Origin of the sequence: Microbacterium sp. NPDC077644, from assembly GCF_040702785.1 — a bacterium.
Taxonomy (GTDB): Bacteria; Actinomycetota; Actinomycetes; order Actinomycetales; family Microbacteriaceae; genus Microbacterium.
On record NZ_JBFBME010000002.1, the window covers coordinates 135,004 to 158,661 of the forward strand.

19 protein-coding genes and 1 pseudogene are annotated in these 23,658 nt (G+C 69.2%); 6 read left to right on the top strand and 14 right to left on the bottom strand.

Annotated features, from left to right (window positions below; genetic code table 11):
* Positions 1-75 precede the first annotated feature (75 nt).
* Positions 76-678, top strand: a complete 603-nt coding sequence (locus AB0269_RS07585) for a dihydrofolate reductase family protein (protein WP_366210642.1) — start codon at positions 76-78, stop codon at positions 676-678.
* Here the strand turns inward: AB0269_RS07585 and AB0269_RS07590 are convergent.
* The 13 genes from AB0269_RS07590 to AB0269_RS07650 all read right to left on the bottom strand — a co-directional run bounded on the left by AB0269_RS07590 (position 660) and on the right by AB0269_RS07650 (position 16,748).
* Positions 660-1,448, bottom strand: a complete 789-nt coding sequence (locus tag AB0269_RS07590; RefSeq protein WP_366210643.1) for an IclR family transcriptional regulator — start codon at positions 1,446-1,448, stop codon at positions 660-662. The genes AB0269_RS07585 and AB0269_RS07590 overlap by 19 nt on opposite strands.
* A complete protein-coding gene (locus AB0269_RS07595; RefSeq protein ID WP_366210644.1) occupies positions 1,445-2,344 on the bottom strand; it encodes an amidohydrolase family protein in 900 nt (299 codons plus the stop codon). The genes AB0269_RS07590 and AB0269_RS07595 overlap by 4 nt, the downstream gene beginning before the upstream one ends.
* Positions 2,341-4,311 (bottom strand): acetoacetate--CoA ligase, encoded by a 1,971-nt coding sequence (locus AB0269_RS07600; protein WP_366210645.1) that lies wholly within the window; start codon positions 4,309-4,311, stop codon positions 2,341-2,343. The genes AB0269_RS07595 and AB0269_RS07600 overlap by 4 nt, the downstream gene beginning before the upstream one ends.
* Entirely contained in the window at positions 4,304-5,398 is a 1,095-nt protein-coding gene (locus tag AB0269_RS07605; protein WP_366210646.1) for a PEP/pyruvate-binding domain-containing protein, read from the bottom strand. Before AB0269_RS07605 ends, AB0269_RS07600 begins: the two co-directional genes overlap by 8 nt.
* Positions 5,395-7,224: a PEP-utilizing enzyme gene (locus AB0269_RS07610; RefSeq protein ID WP_366210647.1), complete on the bottom strand. Its 1,830-nt coding sequence runs from the start codon at positions 7,222-7,224 to the stop codon at positions 5,395-5,397. Before AB0269_RS07610 ends, AB0269_RS07605 begins: the two co-directional genes overlap by 4 nt.
* Complete coding sequence (locus tag AB0269_RS07615; protein ID WP_366210648.1) at positions 7,221-8,072, bottom strand: HAD hydrolase-like protein; 852 nt, start codon at positions 8,070-8,072, stop codon at positions 7,221-7,223. Before AB0269_RS07615 ends, AB0269_RS07610 begins: the two co-directional genes overlap by 4 nt.
* Positions 8,069-9,529, bottom strand: coding sequence for a pyruvate/oxaloacetate carboxyltransferase (locus AB0269_RS07620; RefSeq protein ID WP_366210649.1), 1,461 nt, complete (start codon positions 9,527-9,529; stop codon positions 8,069-8,071). The genes AB0269_RS07615 and AB0269_RS07620 overlap by 4 nt, the downstream gene beginning before the upstream one ends.
* Positions 9,526-10,878 carry a biotin carboxylase N-terminal domain-containing protein gene (locus tag AB0269_RS07625; protein ID WP_366210650.1) on the bottom strand — a complete coding sequence of 451 codons (1,353 nt, stop codon included), beginning with the start codon at positions 10,876-10,878 and terminating at the stop codon, positions 9,526-9,528. The genes AB0269_RS07620 and AB0269_RS07625 overlap by 4 nt, the downstream gene beginning before the upstream one ends.
* Positions 10,875-11,378, bottom strand: coding sequence for an acetyl-CoA carboxylase biotin carboxyl carrier protein (accB, locus tag AB0269_RS07630; RefSeq protein ID WP_366210651.1), 504 nt, complete (start codon positions 11,376-11,378; stop codon positions 10,875-10,877). The genes AB0269_RS07625 and accB overlap by 4 nt, the downstream gene beginning before the upstream one ends.
* Before the next feature lie 146 nt (positions 11,379-11,524).
* Positions 11,525-13,210, bottom strand: coding sequence for an ABC transporter ATP-binding protein (locus AB0269_RS07635; RefSeq protein ID WP_366210652.1), 1,686 nt, complete (start codon positions 13,208-13,210; stop codon positions 11,525-11,527).
* 1 nt (position 13,211) lies between these two features.
* The gene (locus AB0269_RS07640) at positions 13,212-14,063 is read right to left on the bottom strand and encodes an ABC transporter permease (protein WP_366210653.1); all 852 of its coding nucleotides are present in this window, start codon (positions 14,061-14,063) and stop codon (positions 13,212-13,214) included.
* Positions 14,060-15,109: an ABC transporter permease gene (locus tag AB0269_RS07645; protein ID WP_366210654.1), complete on the bottom strand. Its 1,050-nt coding sequence runs from the start codon at positions 15,107-15,109 to the stop codon at positions 14,060-14,062. The genes AB0269_RS07640 and AB0269_RS07645 overlap by 4 nt, the downstream gene beginning before the upstream one ends.
* Positions 15,087-16,748, bottom strand: a complete 1,662-nt coding sequence (locus AB0269_RS07650) for an ABC transporter substrate-binding protein (RefSeq protein WP_366210655.1) — start codon at positions 16,746-16,748, stop codon at positions 15,087-15,089. Before AB0269_RS07650 ends, AB0269_RS07645 begins: the two co-directional genes overlap by 23 nt.
* 214 nt (positions 16,749-16,962) lie before the next feature.
* Between AB0269_RS07650 and AB0269_RS07655 the strand changes: the two genes are divergently transcribed.
* From AB0269_RS07655 to AB0269_RS07670, 4 genes are all read left to right on the top strand, one after another.
* Positions 16,963-18,378: an LLM class flavin-dependent oxidoreductase gene (locus AB0269_RS07655; RefSeq protein WP_366210656.1), complete on the top strand. Its 1,416-nt coding sequence runs from the start codon at positions 16,963-16,965 to the stop codon at positions 18,376-18,378.
* 89 nt (positions 18,379-18,467) lie between these two features.
* Positions 18,468-19,787, top strand: coding sequence for a VCBS repeat domain-containing M23 family metallopeptidase (locus AB0269_RS07660; RefSeq protein ID WP_366210657.1), 1,320 nt, complete (start codon positions 18,468-18,470; stop codon positions 19,785-19,787).
* A gap of 58 nt (positions 19,788-19,845) precedes the next feature.
* Positions 19,846-20,319 (top strand): hypothetical protein, encoded by a 474-nt coding sequence (locus AB0269_RS07665; protein WP_366210658.1) that lies wholly within the window; start codon positions 19,846-19,848, stop codon positions 20,317-20,319.
* 287 nt (positions 20,320-20,606) lie between these two features.
* Positions 20,607-21,575, top strand: a complete 969-nt coding sequence (locus AB0269_RS07670; protein ID WP_101852925.1) for an IS481 family transposase — start codon at positions 20,607-20,609, stop codon at positions 21,573-21,575.
* A gap of 10 nt (positions 21,576-21,585) precedes the next feature.
* Here the strand turns inward: AB0269_RS07670 and AB0269_RS07675 are convergent.
* Positions 21,586-22,285, bottom strand: a pseudogene (locus tag AB0269_RS07675) (IS5 family transposase); the annotation flags it as partial.
* A gap of 121 nt (positions 22,286-22,406) precedes the next feature.
* On the opposite strand from AB0269_RS07675, the gene AB0269_RS07680 reads away from it, so the two are divergent.
* Positions 22,407-23,654, top strand: a complete 1,248-nt coding sequence (locus AB0269_RS07680) for an IS256 family transposase (protein ID WP_366210659.1) — start codon at positions 22,407-22,409, stop codon at positions 23,652-23,654.
* Positions 23,655-23,658: the final 4 nt, after the last annotated feature.

The window sequence follows — 23,658 nt, forward strand, 5'->3', positions numbered from 1 at the left end:
GTCGAGCAAGGTCAACCATTACTGCGCGGGATGCCGCTAGATTGTGTCCGACCCGCGTCGATGGAGGAATGACGGATGCCCGACACCACCTGCCACATGTCGATCTCTCTCGACGGCTTCGTCGCCGGCCCCGATCAGAGCCGGGACGACCCGCTGGGCAGGCGCGGCATCGAGCTGCACCGCTGGCACATCGGCGACGAACGCGCGAACGACGCCGATGACATCGCGGCCGGCTGGCTCATGCGACCGCGCGGTGCCTACGTGATGGGACGCAATATGTTCGGCCCCGTGCGCGGCGACTGGGACGAGGACTGGCGTGGATGGTGGGGTGAGGAGCCTCCGTACCACGCCCCCGTTTTCGTTCTGACGAACCATGCGCACGACCCGATCGAGATGGCCGGCGGCACGACCTTCCACTTCGTGACGGACGGGTTCGACGCAGCGTATGCGCAGGCTCGCGCGGTGGCCGGCGATGCGGGCGTCGACATCGCCGGCGGCGCGTCCACGGTGCGTCAGGGGCTGGATGCCGGCGTCATCGACGAGCTCACGCTCGACATCGCTCCGGTGCTGCTGGGCTCCGGCGAGCGCATCTTCAACGGAACGAAGTTCGACTTCGAACCGGTCGAGGTGCTGCACTCGCCGCTGGCGACGCACATCCGCTACCGCCGGATCGGCTGAGCCTGCGATGCGCCGTCCTCGGACTCGAGCGCGGCACGGAACTCGTCTGCCGCGTGAGAAAGCGCATCGCGCATTCCGGTGATGTGGTCGCGCGCGAAGCGCGATGCCGGCACGGCGACCGTGAACGCCGCCACCGGACGATCCAGGCGATCGCGCACGGCGACGCCCACCCCGCTCACGCCCTGCTCGGTCTCCTCGAGGTTCGCGCCGTATCCGCGCTGGCGCACCCGCGCCAGGTGCCGCTTCAGCGCAGGAAGATCGCGGTATCGAGCCGTCGGCCACTCCGGCAGACCCTGCGAATAGAGGCGCTCCAGGTCGGCCATCGGCATCGCCGCGAGGATCGCTTTTCCTCCCGCCGAGCAGTGCGCGGGCATCTCATCGCCGACGCGCACCCCGACGCGCAGCGGGAGCTCGCACTCGATGCCGTCGAGGAAGCGGATGTTCCGGCCGTGGCGGACCATGATCTGCACGGTCTCCCCCAGTTCCTCGTGCAGCCGCTCGAGCGGGGCGTGGGCGAGCGCACGGACGCCGCTGAGCGTCAGGGGCTCCGCACGTGCCGGCACCAGCGCCGGGCCCAGCCGGTATCGGCGGTCGCGGTCCTGAGCGGCATACTCCCGGTACACCAGGGATGAGAGCAGACGATGCGCCGTCGACGGCGCCACGCCGAGAAAGCCCGCGGCATCCGAGACGCTGAGCACCTCGCCCTCGCGCAGGGCCGTCAGGAGCACGAGCGCGCGGTCCACCGACTCCACCGGAGCCTCCCCGTTCATGTGCGGCCCGTCTGCAGGCCCAGCAGCTGCGCCGCGTTGCCCTTCACGATGAGCTCCCTGGCATCGTCGGGGATATCGAGCCCGGCGAAGTCGCGCATCCACCGGGTCGGATCGATGAGCGGGAAGTCCGAGCCGAACAGCACCTTGTGCTTCAGGATCGTCCCCGCCTGCCGCACGAGCTGGGCGGGGAAGTACTTCGGCGACCAGCCGGACAGGTCGATGAACACGTTCTGCTTGTGCGTCGCCATCGCGATCGACTGATCGACCCAGGGGACCGACGGGTGCGCGAGGATGATCTTCAGATCAGGGAACGCGGCCGCGACGTCGTCCACGAGCATCGGCTCGGACAGGCGCAGGCGGATGCCGCGTCCGCCCGGGAGCCCCGCTCCGATGCCGGTCTGCCCGGTGTGGAAGAGCGCGATCATGCCGCGTGACGCGAGCATCTCGTACAGCGGCCAGTGCGCCCGATCGGACGGGTCGAATCCCTGCAGGCTCGGGTGGAACTTGAAGCCGCGCACGCCGAACTCGTCGATGAGCACGCGGGCCTGGTCGATCGCGGCTCCGCCGAGATTCGGGTCGACGGATCCGAACGGTATGAGAACGTCGGCGTTCTCGGCGCACGCCTGCGCGATCTCCTCGCTGCTGAGCGCCCGCTGGTGCAGGGCGGTGCTCGCGTCGACGGTGAACACGACGGCGGCCATGTTCAGCTCCCGGTACCGCTTCGCGATCTGATCGATCGTCGGGGTGCGGTCGGTTCCGCTGCGGAAGTACGCCGCAGAGGCGTCGAGGAGCTCCTGGTCCAGGGCGAGGTGACCATGGGCGTCGGCCTCGATGTGCACGTGCGTGTCGATCGCGACCACCTCGTCGAGCCGGATCGCCGGACGGTAGCCGCTCATCGCGCTGCCGCCAGGTCCACGAACTGCTGCAAGGCGGATGCGTCGTCCACCGCATCCGGGTCGACCGCCTCGGCGAGCGGGCGGCCCAGCAGGATCCGCTTGACCGGCACCTCGAGCTTCTTGCCCGTCCTCGTGTGCGGCAAGCCCGCGACGGCGAGGACCCGGTCAGGGGTGTGCCGGGGCGACAGCTGGTCGCGGATCGCGGATCGCAGGCGCGCCACGAGGGAATCGTCGACCACGTGCCCCTCGACGGGGACCACGAACAGGAGCAGTTCGCCGTTGCCGCCGTCCGGATCGTCGAGGTGCACGACGAGGCTGTCGGCCACCTCGGCGAAGGCATCCACGACGCCGTAGAAGTCGGCCGTGCCCAGGCGCACACCCCCGCGGTTGAGGGTTGCGTCGCTGCGACCGGTGATGATGCAGCTGCCGGCCGCGCTGAAACGGATCCAGTCGCCGTGCCGCCACACCCCCGGGTACGTATCGAAGTACGCCGCGCGATAGCGGCTGCCGTCCTCATCGCCCCAGAAACCGACCGGCATCGACGGCATGGGGGCGCGGACGACGAGTTCACCGAGCTCGCCGACGACCTCGTCCCCTCTGTCATCGAACGCGCACACGTCGACGCCGAGGCTCGCGCCGGCCATCTCTCCGCGCCACACCGGCTGCCACGGTCCGCCCTGCACGAGGCCCGTGCACACGTCGGTTCCGCCGCTGCCCACGTTCAGCAGCACGTCGTCGCCGAACTGCGCATGCACCCAGTCGAACGCTGCCGTCGGCAGCGGTGAGCCGACCACACCGAGCTGACGGATGCTGCCGAGATCGAATTCCGCTGCGGGCTCGCGCTGCTCGCGCATGCCGTGCAGCAGGAACCCGGCGCTCAGCCCGACCACGGTCGGCCGCCACCTCTCGATGAGGCGCCACTGCAGATCGGGGTCGGGGCCCATCGGGTTGCCGTCGATGAGGACGATGCTCGCACGGAGCATCAGCGCCGAGACGACGGCGTTCCACACCATCCATGACGTGGTCGAGAACCACATCAGGCGATCGCCGGGCCCGAGATCCCAGTGCAGCGCGTGATTTTTGAAGTGCTCGAGGATGATCCCGCCGTGGCCGTGGACGATCGGCTTGGGCAGCCCCGTGGTGCCCGAGGTGAACAGCACCGACAGCGGGTGATCGAACGGCACGGCCTCGAACTCGAGCGCACGCCCGGTCCGCGCGCCGATGGCGACGAGTTCTGTCCACGGCAGCGCGTCGTCGACGTCCGCCGCGAGATAGCGGACGCCGATCACATGCTCGACGCCGGCGAGCCCTTCGCGGATCGCCTGCACGTCCGCGCGGCGGTCCACATCCTTCGAGCCGTAGCGGTAGCCGTCTACGGCGAACAGCACCTTCGGCTCGATCTGCCCGAGCCGGTCCAGCACGCCCTTGACTCCGAACTCCGGTGCGCATGACGCCCAGATCGCGCCCAGGCTCGCCGTGGCGAGGTAGGCGATGACCGCCTCCGGAATGTTCGGCAGATAGGCGGCCACGCGGTCGCCGCGCCCCACGCCCAGTTCCACGAGCCCAGCCGCGACATGGGCGACGCGCTCGCGAAGCTCCCCGAACGTCACGGTCTCGTCCTCGCGGGATTGCGAGAACGCGTGGATCGCGACGTCGTCGCCGATCTCTTCCGCCGCCCGCAGCGCGTGCTCGGCGAAGTTGAGCGTCGTCCCCTCGAACCAGCGCGCTCCGGGCATCACGCGCTCGGCGAGCACGGACGCCGCCGGCGCGTGCGAGATCACCTCGAAGAAGTCCCAGATGCTCTGCCAGAAATCCTCGAGATGCTCCACCGACCAGCGCTGGAGCTCTGCGAAGTCCGCGAAGCGCAGACCGCGCTCTGCCGCAAGCCACGTCAGATAGCGCGCGGTCTCCGACTCGTCGCGGGGGCGCTCGGGGGCGGGGATCAGCTGCTCGGGGCCCTCACTCATGACGGTGTCCGCCGCCGCTCTGCACCTTCGTGGGGACCGTGATGCTGGAGGTGATCCACGACATCATCTTCTCCTTCGGGTCGAAGGCGGGAGCCCGCTCGACACCGCTCCACACAGTCTCGGGGCGGCACTGCAGCAGCAGCAGGTTCTCCCCCGCCGGGAGCTCCTCGTCGACGGCGAACTCGATGTCCTGCGGGGCGCCGTGCCTCTTCTCGAGGCGCTTGCCGAGCTCGGCGATCGCCACGACCTCGGCGTCCTCGAGGCACAGCCGATCGCGGCGATCCTCTGGAACCTCCACCGAGGCGTCGCCGCGGCGGTACTCGACCCGCTTGTCGCCGAGCACCCGCGACTGCACCGACAGGCCGACCTTGCCCACCGTGAACCGGTCGGGGGTGACCTCTCCCCCGACGACGGAGAGGCCCAGCCCCCAGCTCGCCTCGAGCACGACGCGCGAGCGATCGCCGCTGATCGGGTCGAGGGTGAACATGACGCCGGCGGTGCGGGCCCGCACGGTCTTCTGGATGACGACCGCCATCTCGATGCGCGACAGGTCGATGCCGCGCTCGAGAGCGTAGCGGAGCACGCGCGGCGCGTAGACGCTCGTGTAGCACCGGTGCACGTGCGCGAGCACGTCGTCGATGCCCTGGATGTCGACCCAGGTCTCGAACTCGCCGGCGAAGCTGTCCGCGCTGGAGTCCTCGGCGGTGCCGCTCGAGCGGACGGCGACGGAGACGTCGTCCGCACCGACGAGCTCGCCGAGCGCCGCATACTCCTCGCGGATCTTGTCCGCCACGTCGGCGGGCAGACGGGATGTCGCCATGAGGGTGTCGATCCGCTCCGACGCCTGCTCGATCGCGGGGTAGTCCTCGGGGTCGAGCCCGTCGAGCTGCTGGGCGATGTCGCGGCGCAGGTTGTCCTGGTCGAGGAACCGCCGGTAGGCGCGGGCGCTGACCGCGAACCCGGGCGGCACCGGGTAGCCGGCCGCGGTCATCTCGCCGAGCCCCTTGCCCTTGCCTCCGACGAGGCGCGCGTCGGAGCATCCCTCGTCCGCGAAGCGGTACGTGTAGCTGTGCGGATCGACGATCATGACGCTTCCTCCAGGATCGTGACGACGCCGGTGTCGCCGTCGACGCGGACGCGCTGGCCGGTCTTCAGGCGGGCGGTCGCGAAGCCGGTGCCGACGACGGCGGGGATGCCGTATTCGCGGCACACGATCGAGGCGTGGCTCATCATGCCTCCGATGTCGGTGACGACGGCTGCGGCGACCGAGAAGGCGGCCGCCCAGCTCGGTGCCGTGATGGCGGCGACAAGCACTTCGCCGGGCTGGATCGTGGCGACGTCCTTCTCGGTCTTCAGCACCCGCACGGGCCCCTCGTACACGCCGGGCCCGCCGGGGATGCCGGACAGCGCGCTGCCGTCGGACTCGGCAGAGCCCAGCCAGTCCTCCACGCGCTCGGTGGTGACGCCGTAGTTCATCACGGCGAACGGGTCGGTGACCTCCACGGGCGGGACGCCGTAGGCGGGCGGGGCGCCCTGAGCCAGGAGGGCTGCGACCATGCCCTTGCGCTCCTCGATGAGGGCGGCCCAGCGCTGCTTGCCGCGAGCGGGGACGCCGATCGCCCAGGACTGCACGACGTCGGCGAGCACCTCGTCGAGCTCGAAGCGGTTCATGTAGAACATGTCGTCGCGCGCGTCGGTGAAGCCGGCGGCGACGAGGAAGTCGCCGAGCTCCTTGGCCTTCTCCCAGAACACCGAGTGCGCCCAGTGCTCGACGTAGATGTTGTGCTCCTCGATGAAGGGGAACACGGTGCGCGAGAGTCCGAGCAGCTCGTCGAACTGGGCCTGCTCCGCGGGGCTCAGCAGGTCGCGGTACTCGGAGACGAGCTGGTCGCGCTCGCTGCGCAGCCGCTCGATCGGGCGGCTGACGTCCTCGCCGTTCGCGATGCGCTGGGCGTAGCGCGAGATGCCCTGCATGGGGATGTTCGGGTCAGAGATCCAGGTCTCCTGGTCGTTCGTGAAGCCGTACTCGGCGAAGTAGTCGAACCAGGGGTTCTTCGACGTCTCGTACTCGGCCAGCCAGCGCCGCCCGGTGTCCGTCCCCTCGAGCACGGCGAACGTCTCGCCGGCATCCCGGGCATCCGACACCTCGCCGACCAGGTCGAGCTCGACGGCGAGCGCCGCGAGGCGGCGCAGCTCCTCGTCGGGCCGGAACGCGACCACGTCGACGCCGGCGACCATCCGGGCGATCTCCTGATCGCTGATCTGCGGGAACGCCTGCTTGCAGAACTGGAAGAAGACGATGTACCCGCCGTAGCCGAGGTTGAGGAACTCGAAGTGGTGCTGCCAGATGACGAAGAAGTCGTCGATGAGCCGGTGATAGTTCGCGATGATGTCCCAAGAGGTCGAGACGCCGCGCGCCTCGGTGACGACCTCGATCGGGTCGAGCTCGCCCAGCGGCGGGAATGCGATCGTGCGCATGCGCTCGACGGCGTCGGTGACCTTGGTCTTCCACTTCGCGTACAGCTCGTCCCAGTTCGCGTAGTAGTACCCGGCGCGTTCCTGGAAGAGCTCGGCACGGCGGCCGATCTCCTCGGGGTCGGTGACGGCGATCGGGCGGATGTAGACGTAGCCGTTCATGACGCGCACGTCGAGGCCGAGCGAGGTGGGGAGCACGAAGATGCGGGTGCTGTTCTGCCCGGCGCCGAGGTAGACGGCCTCGGCGCCGATGCTGTCGAAGGGGTGCACGCCGCGAGACCAGTGCATCGTGTCGGCGAACCAGAATCCGGAGTCCTCCTCCTCACGGCGCTCGGCGCCGGGCACGAGGTAGTACGGGTACATCGACTTCCAGTTCTCGGCGCCTTCGGGGGCGGGAACCTCGTGGAAGAACGGGAAGCGGCGCTCGTTCTCGGTCATTGTGATGCTCCTTGTCGGGTTTCTTGCGGTGCGAGGCGGCTGTGCAGCACCGCGACGTCGTCGACGACGATGTCGGGACGGGTGGATGGGGTGAGGGATTCGAGGTCTTCGAGCGAGGTCGCGCCCGAGAGCAGGAGGATGCCGGCGCCTCCCATGCTGCGGGCGAGCTGGATCTCGGCGAGCGCGTCGCCGACGACGGCGGTCTCGGATGCCGCCACGCCAAGCCGGCGCAGCAGGCTCTCGGCGAGCACCGCCGACGGCTTGCCGCCGACGACGGGCTCGCGGCCGGTCGCGTAGGTGATGCTGGCGGCGATCGCTGCGGACACGGCGAGCGAGCGCCCGGAGCCGCCGTGGAACCACGGCGAGTTCACGGTCGTGTAGAACGCAGCGCCGTCGGCGACCGCGAGCGCGGCGGCGTTGAGATCGGCCGTCTCGTAGCGCGGTGCGGCGCCGACGACCACGACGTCGGCGAGGGGACCGCCGGGTTCGGCGAGCTCCAATCCTCGCTCGCGCATGGGCACGGAGACACCGTCGGCGCCGACGACCAGCACGCGGGCGCCGGGGTGGTGGGCGACCACATGGTCGGCGGCCGCACTGCCCGCGGTGACGAAGGCCTCGTCGCGCACGGGCAGCCCCATCTCGCGCAGGTGCTCGGCGTAGACGGCAGGCGGCAGTTCGGAGGCGTTCGTGCAGACGATGACCTCGTGTCCGGAATCCTGCAGCTGAGTGAGGATCTCGACGGCGCCGGGGAACGGCATCCCGCCGCGTCCGCCGGCGCGCTCGGTGCGGACGAGGCATCCGTCGACGTCGAAGACCCAGCCGCGGATGCGCGCGAGGTCGACGCTCATGACGCACCCCCGGACCGCGTCAGCTCGAAGTTCACGTCGCCGTTCGAGAACGCGACGCTCAGCTTCGGCCGGCCCTCGACCGACTTCAGCAGTGACGACAGTGCGGATGCCGCGGAGGCGCCCTTCGCCGCCTTCATGGCGTCCACGTGCTCGGCGGGCATGACGGCGCGCAGCATGAGCTCCTCGTCATCGACGCCGCCGAACCGGCGCCGCATCTGCTCCAGCGTCTCGTCACTGGAGCCGTCCGACGGCGGCAGCTGGCCGCGCGCCGTGCTCATGGCACGGTCGAGCAGGTTCTGATCCACCTCGCCCGGCAGCGGCCCGAAGTCGCCGCGGAGCAGATCGACGACCTCGTCGCTGAGTTGCTTGTACCGCTCACCGGTGATGATGTTGAGCGTCGCCTGCGTCACGATGTACTGTGCGAACGGCGTCATCACGATCGGCCAGCCGAGGTCACGGCGCACAGCCACGGATTCCTCGATGACGGCGTCGAACAGGTCGGCGCGTCCGATCTCGCGCAGCTGCCGGGCGAGCGTCGACTGCACACCGCCGGGGATCGTGTGCCGGTAGTACGCCTCGTCGTACTCGCGCGGGGCGCCCACAGGCAGGCGCTTGATCTTCGCCTGGCGCTGCCAGTACGCGGACGCTCGGCCCATGGCTTCGAGGTCGACGTCGATGTGGTGACCTCGGGCCCGCAGGTTGTTGACCATCGTGGGGGCGGAGGGGTGGGACGAGCCGTTGGCGAGCGGTGGCAGCGCCGTGTGCAGCTTCGTCATGCCGAGGTCGGCCGCCTCGAGCAGGGTCAGCGGCGAGACGCCCGTCGTGGCGTGGCTGTGGATCTCGTCCAGGCGCAGCCGCTTCAGCCTCCCCTGCAGCATCGGCACCATGCCCCGCAGCCGCTCGGGCGTCATGAGCCCTGCGGGGTCCTTCAGGTAGATGCTGTCGATGGCGTCGCAGTCGTCGAGCTCGGCGATGCGGTCGGCGTAGTAGGCGTCGGTGTGCACAGGGCTGGTGGTGTAGCAGATGCCGCCGACCACGTCGGTGAATCCGGCATCCTTCGCCATCTGCGCGATCCGTCGCGTACCGGCCATGTCGTGCATCGGGTCGATCACCCAGAGCCTCGTGACGCCGTTGCGGGCGAGCAGGCGGAAGGCGAGTTCGAAGAGCACGTCCGGGGTCCGGTAGAAGGTGATGAAGCGCTTGCCCGTGGTGAGGAACCCGAGCGGCGTGTTCGGCATGAGCCGTTTCGCCGTGCGCAGCAGCTCCCACGGATCCTCTTTGTGGGTGCGTACCGCCATGGCGAGGATCGTGCTGCTGGCGAGCTCGACGGCGCGGTAGCCGACCCGGTCGAGGTCGGGGGCGGCGCCGGCGATCATGCGCGTGGTCATGCCGACGGCGCCCCACAGGCTCTGGTTGCCGTCGCGGATCGACACGTCGATGAGCTGGACGTCTGTCACGACGCTCCTCCTGTCAGGATGCTGTCGCCGAGCCAGTGCGTCGTGACGGTGTTGTCGGCGAACGCGGGGTCGGTGACGATGCGGCGCAGCAACGGCTTCGAGGTGGTGACGCCGCCGATGGCGAATCGATCGAGCGCGTGGGTCATGCGGGCGATCGCGGCGTCGCGGTCGGCACCCCAGGTGACGAGCTTGCCCATCAGGGCGTCGTAGAACGGCGGGAAGTCGTACCCCTGGTAGATGTGCGAATCGAGGCGGATGCCGCCGCCGACCGGGGGGCGCCATTCGGCGACGCGGCCGGGGGTTGGGGCGAGACCGCGCTCGGGGTCCTGCGCGGTGATGCGCACCTCGATGGCGTGGCCGTCGGGTACGGCGTCAGCCTGCGTGATCTCGATCGGCTCGCCGAGTGCCGCCAGCAGCTGCTGACGCACGAGGTCGACGCCGGTGACCTGCTCGGTGACGGGATGCTCGACCTGCAGCCGCGGGTTCACCTCGAGGAAGGCGACCTCGCCGTTGTGCACGTCGTAGAGGAACTCGACGGTGCCGAGGCCGACGTAATCGAGCTCGGCGGCGATCTTCAGGGCGCTCGTGGTCATGACCTCGCGCGTCGCGGCGTCGATCGAGGTCGACGGGGACTCCTCGACGACCTTCTGATAGCGGTACTGCACCGAGCACTCCCGCTCGCCGAGGTGGATGCGGTTGCCGTGCCGGTCGCCGAGGATCTGCACCTCGATGTGCTTGGCCGAGGTCACGTAGCGCTCGAGGAAGACGGTGCCGTCGCCGAACGCGGCCGCCGCCTCGCTGGATGCCACGCTCCACGCCTCGGCGAGGTCGGCGGCGGTGTGCACGAGCTTCATGCCTCGGCCGCCGCCTCCGTAGGCCGCCTTGACGAGAACCGGATAGCCGATCTGCTCGGCGAGGGCCGAGACGTCGTCCCAGCTCTCGGCCGTGCCGCCTGCCGAGACCGGGACGTCGAGCTTCTCGGCCAGAGCCCTGGCGCTGAGCTTGTCGCCGAGGGCGTCGAGGGCCTCCGGCGAGGGACCGACGAAGACGATGTCGTTGTCGGCACAGCCGCGGGCGAGGTCGCTCCGCTCGGACAGGAACCCGTATCCGGGGTGCAGCGCCGTGCAGCCGGTCTCGACGGCGGCGTGAAGCACGGCGTCCACCGAGAGGTAGCTGTCGCGCGACTGGGGTCCGCCGAGGACGACGACGCGTCCGGCGCGACGCGCGGCGAGCGACGCCTTGTCGGCGAGGGAGACGCCGAGCACGGTCTCGTATCCGAGACGGTCGCACGCCTCGATGATGCGGACCGCGATCTCGCCGCGGTTGGCGACGAAGACGCGCTGGGTCATGATGCGCGTCCGAGGACGAACAGCGGCTGGTCGTACTCGACGAGGTCGCCGTCACGGACGAGCACGCGGCGGACGACGCCGGTCTCGCCCGCCGGCACGGAGTTCATCAGCTTCATGACCTCGATGATGCAGAGCACGGCGTCGGAGGCTACCGTCTGCCCCTCCTGCACGAACGACGGCTCCCCCGGCTTCGGTGCGCTGTAGAAGGTGCCCAGCATGGGCGAGCGGACCACGAATTCGTCGGCGGCGAGATCGTCGGCCGCGGGCGCTTGCGCCGCCGGCGGCACCGGGGCGACGGCCGTGGTCGGAGCCGTTGCCGCAGGAGCGGGCGCCGCAGGCGTGGGCGCCGCAGGATTCGGAGCGGACGCCGACTCTCCCGCGAGGGGCTCTCCGCGGCTGACGGCGATGCGGAGCTCGCCCTTCTCGAAACGGAACTGCGTGAACTCCGTCTTGTCGAGCAGCTCGATGATCGCGGCCAGTTCTTCGAGGTCGACGTCCACGCGACAGCTCCTCACATCCTCGTGATGGTTCCGACGCACCCGAATGGTGGGCCGGTGTGATCACGATAGGAACGGATTCCGCTCCACGCAACGAATCGGCCCCACATTCCTTCAGGCGGAACGCGGGGCCGATTCATTCGAGCCGATCAGCGCGCGGCATCCAATCGCGCGAGCGAGGCGACGAGCTGCTGCGTGTACGGATGCTCGGGCGTGTGGAAGATCCGGTCCGACTCGCCCTCCTCGACGACGACTCCGTCCTTCATCACGAGCACGCGGTCGCTCATGTGATGGACGACGCCCAGGTCGTGCGAGATGAAGAGATAGCTGAGACCGTACTCGTCCTGCAGGTCGACGAGCAGATCGAGGATCTGCGCCTGCACCGACACGTCGAGCGCCGAGACGGCCTCGTCGAGGACGAGGATCTCGGGTGACGACGCCAGAGCCCTGGCGATCGCGACACGCTGCCTCTGACCGCCCGACAGCCGAAGCGGGAATCGCGCGGCCGTGGCCTCGGGCAGGGCCACCTGTGCCAGAAGGTCCCGCACGCGCTGGGTGCGCTGGGCGGCGTTCAATCCGGCATCCGCAGGGATCGCGTCGAGCAGGATGCGCTCGACGTTCCACCGCGGATCGAAGGAGCTGAGCGGATCCTGGTACACGACACCGATGCGCGGGCGCAGTGCACGCCGCCGCGGCTCCGAGACCGCCGACCACGGCTGACCGAGCAGCCGCACCTCGCCGGCATCCGCCTTCTCCAGGGCGAGCGCGATGCGCGCCGAGGTGCTCTTGCCCGAACCCGACTCCCCCACGATCCCCAGCGTCTCGCCACGATGCAGCGTGAACGACACCCGGTCGACGGCGCGGGTGAGCCGGCCGTCGGGGGTGACGAAGTTCTTCACGAGCTCGCGCGCCTCGAGCACCGGCTCTCCCCGCTCGCCGCCGGCGTCCCGAGCGAGATGCAGGTTCGGGACGGCACTCGACTGCGGAGCGAGACGCTCACCGCGGGTGTGCCCGCCGGGCACGGCATCCACGAGGCTCTGCGTGTACGGATGCTGCGGCTGCCCCAGCACCGCCGCGGCATCCCCTTGCTCGACCACTTCGCCGCCGCGCATCACGATGATCTCGTCGGCGAGGCTCGCCACGACGGACAGGTCGTGGCTGATGAGGATGATCGAGGTGCCGCGCGCCTTGGCATCGTTCAGCAGCGACAGCACCTGGGCCTGGACCGTGACGTCGAGAGCCGTGGTCGGCTCGTCGGCGATGATGACCTCGGGGTCCAGGGCGAGCGCCGACGCGATGAGCGCCCGCTGCCGCAGCCCGCCCGAGAGCTGGCCGGGCCGCTGGCTCGCGCGCAGCTCGGGGCGCGGCACGTCGACGCTGGCGAGCAGCTCGATCACCTTGCGCCGTCGGGCCGCGCGGTCGCGCCAGCCGTGCAGGCGCAGGGCTTCGCCGATCTCGGCGCCGACCGGGCGCAGCGGGTCGAGCGAGACGAGCGCGTCCTGCTGGACGAACCCGATCCGTCGTCCTCGGATGCCACGCCAGGTGCGATCCGTCTGCGCCGTCAGGTCGGCGTCGCCGAGTCGGATCTCTGTCGCCTCGACGACGGCATCCGCCCCGGTCAGTCCCACCAGCGTGCGGGCCGTCACGCTCTTGCCCGATCCGGACTCGCCGACGATCGCGACGCAACGGCCCGCATCGAGAGCGAACGAGACGCCGTGGACGACCCGTCGAGTGTCCCTCCCCTTCGCGAACCCGACCTGGAGATCGCGCACGGTCAGGCGCGGGGCGGCGTCCTGCACAGGAGTCCGCTGCGGTGCCTCTTCGACGATGGTCATCTCATTCGCCCTTCTCGAGGCTGTTCTGGATGTGCTTGCCGAGGGACGTCGCCGTCAGCGCGAGCACGAGGATCACGAGACCCGGCACGAACGTCAACCACGGCGCCTGCAGGATGTAGGCGCGGCCGGCGTCGAGCAGGGCTCCCCACTCCGACGACGGCGGAGCGACACCGAGGCCGAGGAACGCCAGCCCCGATGCCCACACGATCGACTGCCCGATGGCCATGGTGAACACCGCGACCAGCGGCCGGACGGCGTTCGGCAGCACATGACGGGTGAGGATGCGTCCACGGCCATGCCCGAGAGCCCGCGCCGCTTCGACGTACCCGGCGTTCTTCGCCGCGAGGATCTGACCGCGGACCATGCGGGCATAGCCGGGCGCGGTGCTCACGCCGACGGCGATGACCTGCGTCCACGCCGATGCGCCGAGGATCGACACGAGCAACAGCGCCAGCAGCAGGATCGGGAAAGCGAACACGACCTCGATGCCCCGGTTCACGATGGCCGACGTGAAGCGGTCGCCCAGGGCCGCGAGCGAGCCGAGCACGAGGGCAGCGACCAGGGCGATCCCGGCGGCGCCGATTCCGATCAGCAACGACTCGCGCGTGCCGTGGACGACCCGGCTGTACAGGTCGCGCCCGGACTCGTCCGTGCCGAACCAGTGCTCGAACGACGGCGGACGCAGAGCTGCCGTGAAGTCCTGCGCCGTGGGAGCCGTCGTCGCGAGGATCTGCGGCACGACAGCGGCGATCGCGAACAGCGCGGCGAACACGACGGCGACGACGAGGCCGGGCGCGATGCGGATGCGAGTGCGCCGCGGAGCCGGGGTCTTCGTTGATGCGACGGTGGTCATGACTGCTCCAGCCTCGGGTCGATGAGCGTGTACACGATGTCGACGAGCAGATTCGCCACCACGTACGCGAGCGCGACGAGGATGACGATGCCCGTGACGACGGGGAGGTCCTGCGCCCCCACCGAGGCGACCAGCGTCTTGCCGATGCCGGGGCGGGAGTAGATCTGCTCGACGATCACGGCGCCCGACACCGTCGCGCCGATCGCCCATCCGGTGAGCGTGATCGCGGGCAGCGACGCGTGTCGCAGCACGTGACGCAACCGGATCTGCAGGTCGCCCATGCCGCGCATGCGCGCACTGAGCACGAATGGCTGCTCCAGCGCCCGCTCGTACTCCGCCCGCACGGACTGCCCCATGAAGCCCGCGAGCGGGATCGCCAGGGTGAGGGCGGGCAGGACGATCCCGGAGATGCCCGTGCCGCCCATCACCGGGAACCAGCGCAGGTTCAGGGCGAACACGAGCAGCAGCAGGATGCCGAGCCAGTACGGCGGGAGCGCAGCCGCGACGGTGTCGACGGTCGACCCGAACGCGCTGACCCGGCGGCTGCGACCGGCGGTGAGCGTGACCCACGCGATCATGATCACCCAGGCGAGGGCGATCGCGACCAGGCTGAGCACGAACGTCGCCCCCAGCTGCTCGCCGATGAGGTCCCACACCGGCCGGAACTGCTGATACGAGGTCCCGAGGTCGCCCCGCACGAGACCCGCGAGGTAGTGCAGGTACTGCACGAGCACCGGGTCGTGCAGGCCGTACGCCTCAATGATCGGGGCGAGCTCGTCCGGGGTGCGCTCCTGCGCCTGACCGGTGCGGATGTTCAGGATGGCTGTCGCCCGATCACCGGGCAGGGCCACCTGGGCGAGGAAGGCTGCGGTCGCCGCTCCCCAGAGCACCACCACCGCGCCCAGCAGCCGCGAGACGATGCGCCGCGCGCGTCCGGCCCGCCGGCGGGCGGTGGTGCCGGCATCCCGTGCTTCCCCACCGGATGCCGGGGCCTGAGCTGCGGCATCCGGATTCTGGATCACGTCACTCGACGAAGTACGCGTCATAGAACGTCGGTCCTCCCTGTGCGTTCTCCTGCCAGACGTCCCGCAGCTGCGGGCTGACACCGAGAGTGCTGAGCCGGTCGTAGAGGCCGAACGAGGTCGCGTGCTCGGCGATGTACTCCTGCGCCTTCTCGTAGAGCGCGTTCTGCTCGTCCAGGTCTGCCGCCGAGTTCGCATCGAGGATGATCTGCTCGAGCTCCGGGTCGTCGTAGAAGGCGCTGTTGGAGAAGTTGGGGTTCTCCTCGGTGCTCGGACGCCAGTTGATGTAAAGGATGCCGGCGTTGACCGACGTCCAGTACCCGGCTGAGATGTCGTAGCTCTCCGGGCCCGCGTACTTGCCCGCCCAGGTCTCGGACGGCGGTACGGGGATGAGCTGCACCTTGAATCCGGTGGCCTTCGCCTGCTCCTGCACGGCCTGGAAGATCGCGGCGCCGTCGGCGTTGATGATCGTCCCGGCGTTGTACGGGAAGACGACGTCGAGAGTCTCGCCGTCCTTGACGCGGTAGCCGTCGGCGTCGCGGTCGGTCCAGCCGGCCTCGTCGAGCAGTCGGTTCGCCTCGTCGACGTCGTAGTCGTAGTAGTCGGCAGCCGTCTGGCTGTAGCCGGGCGTCGTCTGGCTCACCCCGCCGTTGCCCTCGTAGGGGATCACGCCGTGACCGATCGTCTCGACGATCGTCTTGCGATCCAGGCTGTAGATGAAGGCCTTGCGCAGGTTCTCGTCATCGAACGGCGCACGCGTCGTGTTGAACGAGATCTGCTGCGGGCGACCAGGGGTGACGTACTTGAGCAGCTCCCACTGCTGCTCGCCCTCGAGCCCCGCCCACTCGAGGGCCGGGATGTCGTAGATCGCGTCGGCTTCGCCCGCGCGCAGGGCCGAGACGCGGGTGACGCCGTCGGCGACGAAGCGCCAGTCGATCGCGTCGACGTAGGCGGGCCCGGTGTGCTTGGCGTTCGCGGGCGGCGAGGTGTAGTCCTCGTTGCGGGTGAGGATGACGTTCTCGCCGCGGTTCCACTCCTGGACCTTGAAGGCCCCCGAGCCGATCGGCTGTTCGCAGTTCTCCTCGTCGGTGCGGGTCTCGAGCGCGTGCTGGGACTGGATGCCGAAGTACGACTGCGACAGGTTCTCGACGAACCGCGTGTACGGGCGGGAGAGGTGGACGGCGACCGTCAGGTCGTCGAGGGCCTCGGCCGATTCGTAGTACCCGCCGAGCCAGACGGCGGCGGTGCTGTTGCCGCCCGCGACCCAGTAGTCGAAGTTGTAGGCGACGGCTTCGGCGTCGAGCGGGGTGCCGTCGGTGAACTCGACACCGTCCTTGAGCGTCAGCGTGTAGGTGAGGCCGTCGTCGGACGCCTCCCAGCTCTCGGCGAGCCACGGTACGACTTCGCCGTTCTCGTCGAGCGAGACGAGGTTGTCGATGAACTGGTACGAGATGTAGGCCTGCTCGATCCAGCCGCCGAAGAGGCACTGCGGCTCCTGCTGGTGGGCGTAGACGATCGTGCCGCCCTCGACGCGCTGCGCGTCGGCTGCGGGCAGAGCCGCCGACGAGGCGCCGCATGCGGTCAGCGCCATCATCGATACCGCTGCCGTGGCTGCGATCGTCGCGGTTCGCCGGAGGCGATGAGTGCTGCTGATGGTGGTCATCGTGCGATGCCTTTCGTGGATGCTGTGGAGCAGAACGCCACCGAGCATGGCGGCCCGCGGCATCCGGGGGAAGAGGCCGTGTCATGCGGCGCCGCGGAGCGTCACACTTCGTCACGGGGCGGTGCATTTCGTCACGCAGGAGCGCCGCCGGAGGCGATCGCGGAAGGATCGGGAGCGGTTCGCACGGGGCGGGCCCGGAAGGAGCATCCTGGCCATGTCGGATCCGAAGCGCCTCATCCTCAACCTGTTCGAGATGAACTGCGTGAGCCACATCACGCACGGGCTGTGGCGACTCCCGGGCAACCGGCGGACGCGCTTCAACGACATCGAATACTGGACCGAGCTCGCGCAGCAGCTCGAGGCCGGCGGGTTCGACGCCGTGTTCCTCGCGGACGTGATCGGCGCCTACGACGTCTTCCGCGGCGGGCCCGAGACGGCGATACGCGAAGGCCTGCAGATCCCCAGCAACGATCCGATGCTCGTGGTGCCGGCCATGGCGGCCGTGACGAAGCATCTGGGCTTCGGGATCACGTTCTCCACCACCTACGAGCCGCCGTTCGCGTTCGCGCGGCGCATGTCGACGCTCGATCACCTGACCAAGGGGCGGGTCGGGTGGAACATCGTCACGTCGTATCTGCCGAACGCGGCGCGCAACTTCGGGCTGGACGGCGAGGTCGACCACGACACCCGGTACGAGATCGCCGACGAGTACCTCGACGTCCTCTACAAGCTGTGGGAGGGGTCGTGGGACGACGACGCGATCGTGGAGGATCGGGAGCGCGGCATCTACGCCGACCCGGAGAAGATCCGCTACATCGACCACGAGGGCCCGCGCTTCTCGGTCGCGGGCCCCCACCTGTCCTCCCCGTCGCGGCAGCGCACGCCGTTCCTCATCCAGGCGACGCAGTCCTCGCGCGGGATCGAGTTCGCCGGGCGTCACGCCGAGCTGATCTTCACGGGTGGGCGCTCGTTCGAGCAGGTCAGCGCGACGATCGGACGCATCCGCGATGAACTCGAGCGGCAGGAACGGCCCAGGGACGCCATCAAGTTCGTCGTCGGGGCGACGGTGATCGTCGGGGCGACCACGGAGGATGCCGAGGCGAAGCTGCGCGAATACGACGAGCACGCCAGCATCGACGGGGTGCTCGCGCACGCGAGCCTGCCGTTCGATCCCACGGCGCACGACGGCGACATCACCCTCGGCGAGGCTCTGCGCCGCGAAGGCAGAGCCGATGACCTGCAGGCGGCGTTCCTGCCGCAGGAGCTGACGATCGCCGAGTTCCTGAAGACGATGACGGGGTTCCACCGCAAGCCGTTCATGGCGGTGGGGTCGCCGACCGAGGTGGCCGACGAGATCGAGAGCTGGCTCGACGAGCACGACATCGACGGCATCAACCTCGTGCAGTACCACAGCCCCGACACGGCCAAGGACTTCATCGAGTTCGCGGTGCCCGAGCTGCGCCGCCGGGGCCGGCTGCGCGACGCGTACGTGCCGGGCGAGACGCTGCGCGAGCGCGTGCACGGCGACGGTCCGCGGGTGGCGGACACGCACCCGGCGGCACGGTTCCGCGGCGGGCGCGGCCTGCGTGAGGACGAGGAGCTCGTCGCTGCCGCAGCATCTGCCGGGTGAGGCCTGACGACGCGGAAGCTGCCGCGCTGATACCGTGACCTCGATGGATGCTGCACTCACGCAGCCGCGCGAGTCGGGGAGAACTCGGGATGAGACGAAGGTCACGCTGGCGTCTGGCGCGCCTCGCCATGGTCGCAGCAGTGGCCGTGCTCATCGGACTCGTGGCGCCGCAGGTGACCGCCGCAGTCGCTGCTTCGGCGGCGACGGACGGGCAGATGATCATCCCGGCATCCGGCACCATCCGCTCGAAGGTCGCAGACGGCTGCGGTACCGGCAGGCCGACGCACCAGGGCATCGACATCTCGGGTCAGGGCGGCACGCCGATCCTCGCCGCGTACGACGGCGTGGTCAAGACGCGCGCCTACAGCGGCGGCTACGGGTACTTCGTCGACATCGAGCACGTCGGCGGCTACGTCACGCGCTACGCGCACATGGTCTCTCAGGGGACGGTCGCGCCCGGCGTGCAGGTGCAGCGCGGCCAGCAGATCGGCGTCGTCGGGAGCACCGGCAACTCGACGGGCGCGCACCTGCACTTCGAAGTGTGGCGGAACGGTTCGGTCTACACCGCGATCAACCAGGGCTTCACGTGCCTGTCGACGGTGACGCGCGGCGCCGCGCTGCCGCTCGTGTTCCCCGGTCTGCGGACGGCCTCGCCCGCACCGAAGGGCACCTCCGACTTCACCGGCGACGGCAGGGCCGATCTGCTGGGCGTCGCCGCCGGCAGCGACCTCGAACTCATGGCCGGCGACGGCCGGGGGAAGTTCGCCGCCCCGTCGACCGTCACCAGCGGATGGGGCCTGTACCGCCACCTGACGTACACGGATCTGAACTCCGACGGCCGGGCGGACCTCCTCGCCGTCCGCAGCGATGGACTGCTCGAGTTCTACGGCGGGGCACCCGGCGGCGGGTTCGGCGAGTACAGCCGACTCGGGAGCGGCTGGTACGACATGCTGCACGTCGTCTCGGGCGCCGACTACACCGGAGACGGGCTGCACGACGTGCTCGGGGTGTCGGCATCCGGCGTCCTCACGATCTACCGCGGCAGTGGCGCCGGTACGCTCGCCGCGCCCAACGTCACGGTCGGCAGCGGCTGGAACGGCATGCGGATGCTCGTCGGCGGCGACTTCACCGGTGACCGGCTCGGCGACATCATGGCCGTCTCGAAGGACGGCAACCTGTACTTCTACAAGGGCAAGGCCGGCGGCTTCAACGCCCGCGTGACGGTCAGCGGTTGGGGATCGATCACCGCGATCACCGGTGGGGTCGACTACAACGGCGACGGCAAGGCCGACATCATCGCCCGCACGAGCTCCGGCGAACTCTACCTCTACCCCGGTGACGGCACCGGCAAGCTCAAGGCCCGCACGCTCATCAGCGCCGGCTGGGGAGGCTACAAGCAGATCGAGTGAGGTGGTGAGACACGTGCGAACGGGAGTGAAGGCGAGACCGAGGACCAATGAGGAGCCGATGGGCTTCTCCCGCGCCGAGTTCATTCGCGGTGCGATCGCGGCGTGGGTGTGGTTCCTCGTCATTCACCAGCTCGCCCTGCTCGTGCCGATGGGCGGCATCGGTTTCGTGACGCTGTCGCTCACGCTGCCGTGGTCGTTCGGAGCTCTCCTCGTCGGCTCTCCGCCGGCATTCCTGCTCGGACGAGCGCTGCGCGCAGAGAGCCGCCGCTGGGTGCACCAAGTGGTGTTCGCGATCTTCGGGCTCGCCGTCGGCGTGCTCACCACGGCTCTCGCGCTGTGGCTGACGGGTGACGGTCTGGGCGGACCCGAGGGCTGGTTGCCGATCGCGGCGATCGTCGCAGCGTCGGCATGCCCGGCCGTCGTGCTCGGCTGGCGATTCGGTGCGTGCGAGACGAATCAGCCGCAATCGGTCAGCGGCGCACGTCGGCGCACGGATCCGGATGCCGACTACGAGGACTCCCTCACCGCGTAGCGCGTCAGGTGTTGTGGCCTGGGCTCGTCATCTCGGTCCGGATCCGCCGGTCGAGGTCGTCGAGCCCCGCAGAAGCTCAGCGGCGACCCAGACCCGGTGTCGCGTGCCGCCGGTGATCTCCTGGATGGACCCGGCTTCTGCGAGCTGAGCGATCGCGCAGCGTACTCGTGGTTAGGGGTCCTAGGTGTACCCGGCCATGAGGTTGGTGGCGTTTCCGGTCTTGTGAAAGGGGAGAACCTCCGGGCTTAGTGGAGATGTCTGACGTCTTCACGAACTCGGAGGTTCTCGTGTCCCACCGTAATGCCCGCTTGACCGTGCACGGCAGGCTGCTCATCGTCCATCGTGCCGGTGCCGGGTGGAAGCAGGCGCATATCGCCGCGGCAATGGGCGTGTCCCGACGCTGCGTGAAGCGGTGGCTGGACCGCTACCGCGCCGAGGGTGAAGCCGGTCTCTACGATCGCTCCTCGCGGCCTCACCACGTCGCCAACCGCACCCCCGATGCCAGGGCCGCGGCGGTGGTCGCGATCCGGAAGAAGGAACGAGTCGGCCGTGACGAGGTCGCGGCCCGCACCGGGGTGCCGGCGCGGACGGTGTCGCGCATCATCGCCCGGTCCGGGCTGCCTCGTCTGGTCGATCTGGACCCGATGACCGGGGAGCGGATCCGCGCGTCGAAGACCACAGCGGTCCGCTATGAACGCGAGCAGCCCGGCGAGCTGGTGCACATGGACGTGAAGAAGCTCGGTCGCATCCCCGACGGCGGCGGGTGGAAGGCGCACGGCAGAGCGATGGGCTCCACAGCCGCCCGGAAACAGACCGTCGTCGGCTACGACTACGTGCACTCCGTCGTCGACGACCACTCCCGGCTCGCATACTCCGAGGTCCTCCCCGACGAGAAGGGCCCGACCTGCGCCGCGTTCCTCGAACGCGCCATCGGCTACTTCGCCGCGCACGGCATCCCCCGCATCGAGCGGCTGATCACCGACAACGCCTGGGCCTACCGATGGTCGCTGCGCGGCGTCTGCGGCGCGCACGGCATCCGGCAGAAGTTCATCAAACCGCACTGCCCGTGGCAGAACGGCAAGGTGGAGAGGTTCAACCGGACCCTGCAAACCGAATGGGCCTACCGGCAACCGTTCACCTCGAACGACGACCGCACCGCAGCACTTGACCCCTGGCTCGAGCACTACAACACTGGACGACGCCACTCAGCCCTCGGAGGCAACCCCCCGATCAGCCGACTGCAACCAACGTCCTGACCCCGTACACCTAGGGCGTGTCTGACAAAGCCTTGGCCCATGCGATGACGGCGTTGAGGACGACGGCGGCGCGGTAGATTACGGCGTGTTTGTCGTAGCGGGTGGCGAGGCCTCGCCATTGCTTGATTTGGCAGTATCCGCGTTCGATGACGTTCCGGTTGCGGTAGTCGGCGGCGTCGAGACCGACGGGTCTGCCACCGCGTGAGCCGCGGCGTTTGCGGTGCCCCTTCTGGTCATCGGGCTCGGGAATCACGGCTTTGATGCCCCGGCCTCGGAGATGCGAACGGATCGCGCGGGACGAGTACGCCTTGTCGCCCCGGACGGCGTCCGGACGGGTGCGTGGCCGTCCGGTGTCCCGCTCGACTCGCAGATGTTCCATTAGCGGCAAGAACATCGGAGAGTCCCCGGCTTGTCCGGGCGTGACCAGGGTGACCAGAGGAAGCCCGTTGCCGTCGACGAGCTGATGGATCTTCGTCGACAGGCCCCCTCTGGAGCGGCCGATACCGTGGTCAGGCGGCTCTTCCTGCAGATTCTTGTAACTCGATCCAGCCCCCTGTGAGGCGGGTGATGTTCGTCGCGTGCTGATGCGCGCGAGCGATTGTGGAGTCCACCGACAGGGACCAATCGATCATGCCCGCCGCATCCGCTGCCGCCGTGATCGTCGACGACACCCGGTCCCATGTCCCGTCGAACGCCATCCGCCGATGCCAGTGAAGTCCCGCATAGTGGTGTAGCGCGCGGTGGTCTGGCTCGTCGTTCCTGACGTAGACGCGGTCACCGTGTGATCCTTCGAGAAAGCTCTCTACTTCTCACTCGAATGGAGTCATCACGATGACCGCTCCTCATATTGTCGACCCTGCCGGCGTACTCAACGAAGCGCTGTTGGACGCGTCCCCGGATCTGATGCGCAGCTTGCTGCAGACCATGATCAACGCGTTGCTGTCCGCGGACGCAGACGCCGTCGTTGGTGCGGAGTGGGGCAAGCCCTCACCCGGCCGGCTCGTGCAGCGCAATGGTTACCGGCACCGCGATCTGGACACCCGCGTTGGCACCATCGACGTCGCGATCCCGAAGCTGCGGGCGGGGTCCTACTTCCCGGAGTGGTTGCTCGAGCGCCGCAAACGGGCAGAGAGCGCGCTGATCACCGTCGTTGCGGACTGCTACCTCGCCGGCGTCAGCACCCGCCGGATGGACAAGCTGGTGAAGACCCTCGGGATCCATTCCCTCTCGAAGTCCCAGGTCTCGCGGATGGCGGCCGACCTCGATGAGCACGTCGACCAGTTCCGCCACCGGCCGCTCGGCGACGCCGGGCCGTTCACATTCGTCGCCGCCGACGCTCTCACGATGAAGGTCCGTGAGGGCGGCCGGGTGATCAATGCGGTCGTGTTGATCGCGACCGGCGTGAACGCGGACGGGCGCCGCGAAGTCCTCGGGCTCCGCGTCGCGACGAGCGAGACCGGGGCGGCCTGGAACTCGTTCTTCGCCGATCTTGTCGCCCGCGGCCTGGGCGGGGTCCGTCTGGTCACCAGTGACGCGCACGCCGGGCTGGTGGAAGCCATCGCGGCGAATCTGCCCGGGGCGGTCTGGCAAAGATGCAGAACTCACTACGCCGCGAACCTGATGTCTGTGACGCCGAAGACCATGTGGCCGGCCGTCAAAGCGATGCTGCATTCCGTCTATGACCAGCCCGACGCCGACAGCGTCCACGCGCAGTTCGACCGACTCCTCGACTACGTCGACGACAAGCTCCCGGACGCGCACGAGCACCTCGACACCGCACGGGCGGACATCCTCGCGTTTACCGGGTTCCCCGAAGGGCTCTGGCAGCAGATCTGGTCCAACAACCCGAACGAGAGACTGAACCGAGAAATCCGCCGCCGCACCGACTCCGTCGGCATCTTCCCGAACCGCGACGCGATCATCCGCCTCGTCGGCGCCGTCCTGGCCGAGCAGACCGACGAATGGGCCGAACGACGCCGCTACCTCGGCCTCGACATCCTCGCCAAGAGCAGACTCACCCTCATCGCCGACAACAGCCCCGAGGGGGTGACCGACAGCATCCTCGAACTCAGCGCCTAACCCT

Coding starts and splice junctions, on each gene's coding strand:
- AB0269_RS07585 (WP_366210642.1), top strand. CDS start 76: ATGCCCGACACCACCTGCCACATGTCGATCTCTCTCGACGGCTTCGTC.
- AB0269_RS07590 (WP_366210643.1), bottom strand. CDS start 1,448: ATGAACGGGGAGGCTCCGGTGGAGTCGGTGGACCGCGCGCTCGTGCTC.
- AB0269_RS07595 (WP_366210644.1), bottom strand. CDS start 2,344: ATGAGCGGCTACCGTCCGGCGATCCGGCTCGACGAGGTGGTCGCGATC.
- AB0269_RS07600 (WP_366210645.1), bottom strand. CDS start 4,311: ATGAGTGAGGGCCCCGAGCAGCTGATCCCCGCCCCCGAGCGCCCCCGC.
- AB0269_RS07605 (WP_366210646.1), bottom strand. CDS start 5,398: ATGATCGTCGATCCGCACAGCTACACGTACCGCTTCGCGGACGAGGGA.
- AB0269_RS07610 (WP_366210647.1), bottom strand. CDS start 7,224: ATGACCGAGAACGAGCGCCGCTTCCCGTTCTTCCACGAGGTTCCCGCC.
- AB0269_RS07615 (WP_366210648.1), bottom strand. CDS start 8,072: ATGAGCGTCGACCTCGCGCGCATCCGCGGCTGGGTCTTCGACGTCGAC.
- AB0269_RS07625 (WP_366210650.1), bottom strand. CDS start 10,878: ATGACCCAGCGCGTCTTCGTCGCCAACCGCGGCGAGATCGCGGTCCGC.
- AB0269_RS07635 (WP_366210652.1), bottom strand. CDS start 13,210: ATGACCATCGTCGAAGAGGCACCGCAGCGGACTCCTGTGCAGGACGCC.
- AB0269_RS07640 (WP_366210653.1), bottom strand. CDS start 14,063: ATGACCACCGTCGCATCAACGAAGACCCCGGCTCCGCGGCGCACTCGC.
- AB0269_RS07645 (WP_366210654.1), bottom strand. CDS start 15,109: ATGACGCGTACTTCGTCGAGTGACGTGATCCAGAATCCGGATGCCGCA.
- AB0269_RS07650 (WP_366210655.1), bottom strand. CDS start 16,748: ATGACCACCATCAGCAGCACTCATCGCCTCCGGCGAACCGCGACGATC.
- AB0269_RS07655 (WP_366210656.1), top strand. CDS start 16,963: ATGTCGGATCCGAAGCGCCTCATCCTCAACCTGTTCGAGATGAACTGC.
- AB0269_RS07660 (WP_366210657.1), top strand. CDS start 18,468: ATGAGACGAAGGTCACGCTGGCGTCTGGCGCGCCTCGCCATGGTCGCA.
- AB0269_RS07665 (WP_366210658.1), top strand. CDS start 19,846: ATGGGCTTCTCCCGCGCCGAGTTCATTCGCGGTGCGATCGCGGCGTGG.
- AB0269_RS07680 (WP_366210659.1), top strand. CDS start 22,407: ATGACCGCTCCTCATATTGTCGACCCTGCCGGCGTACTCAACGAAGCG.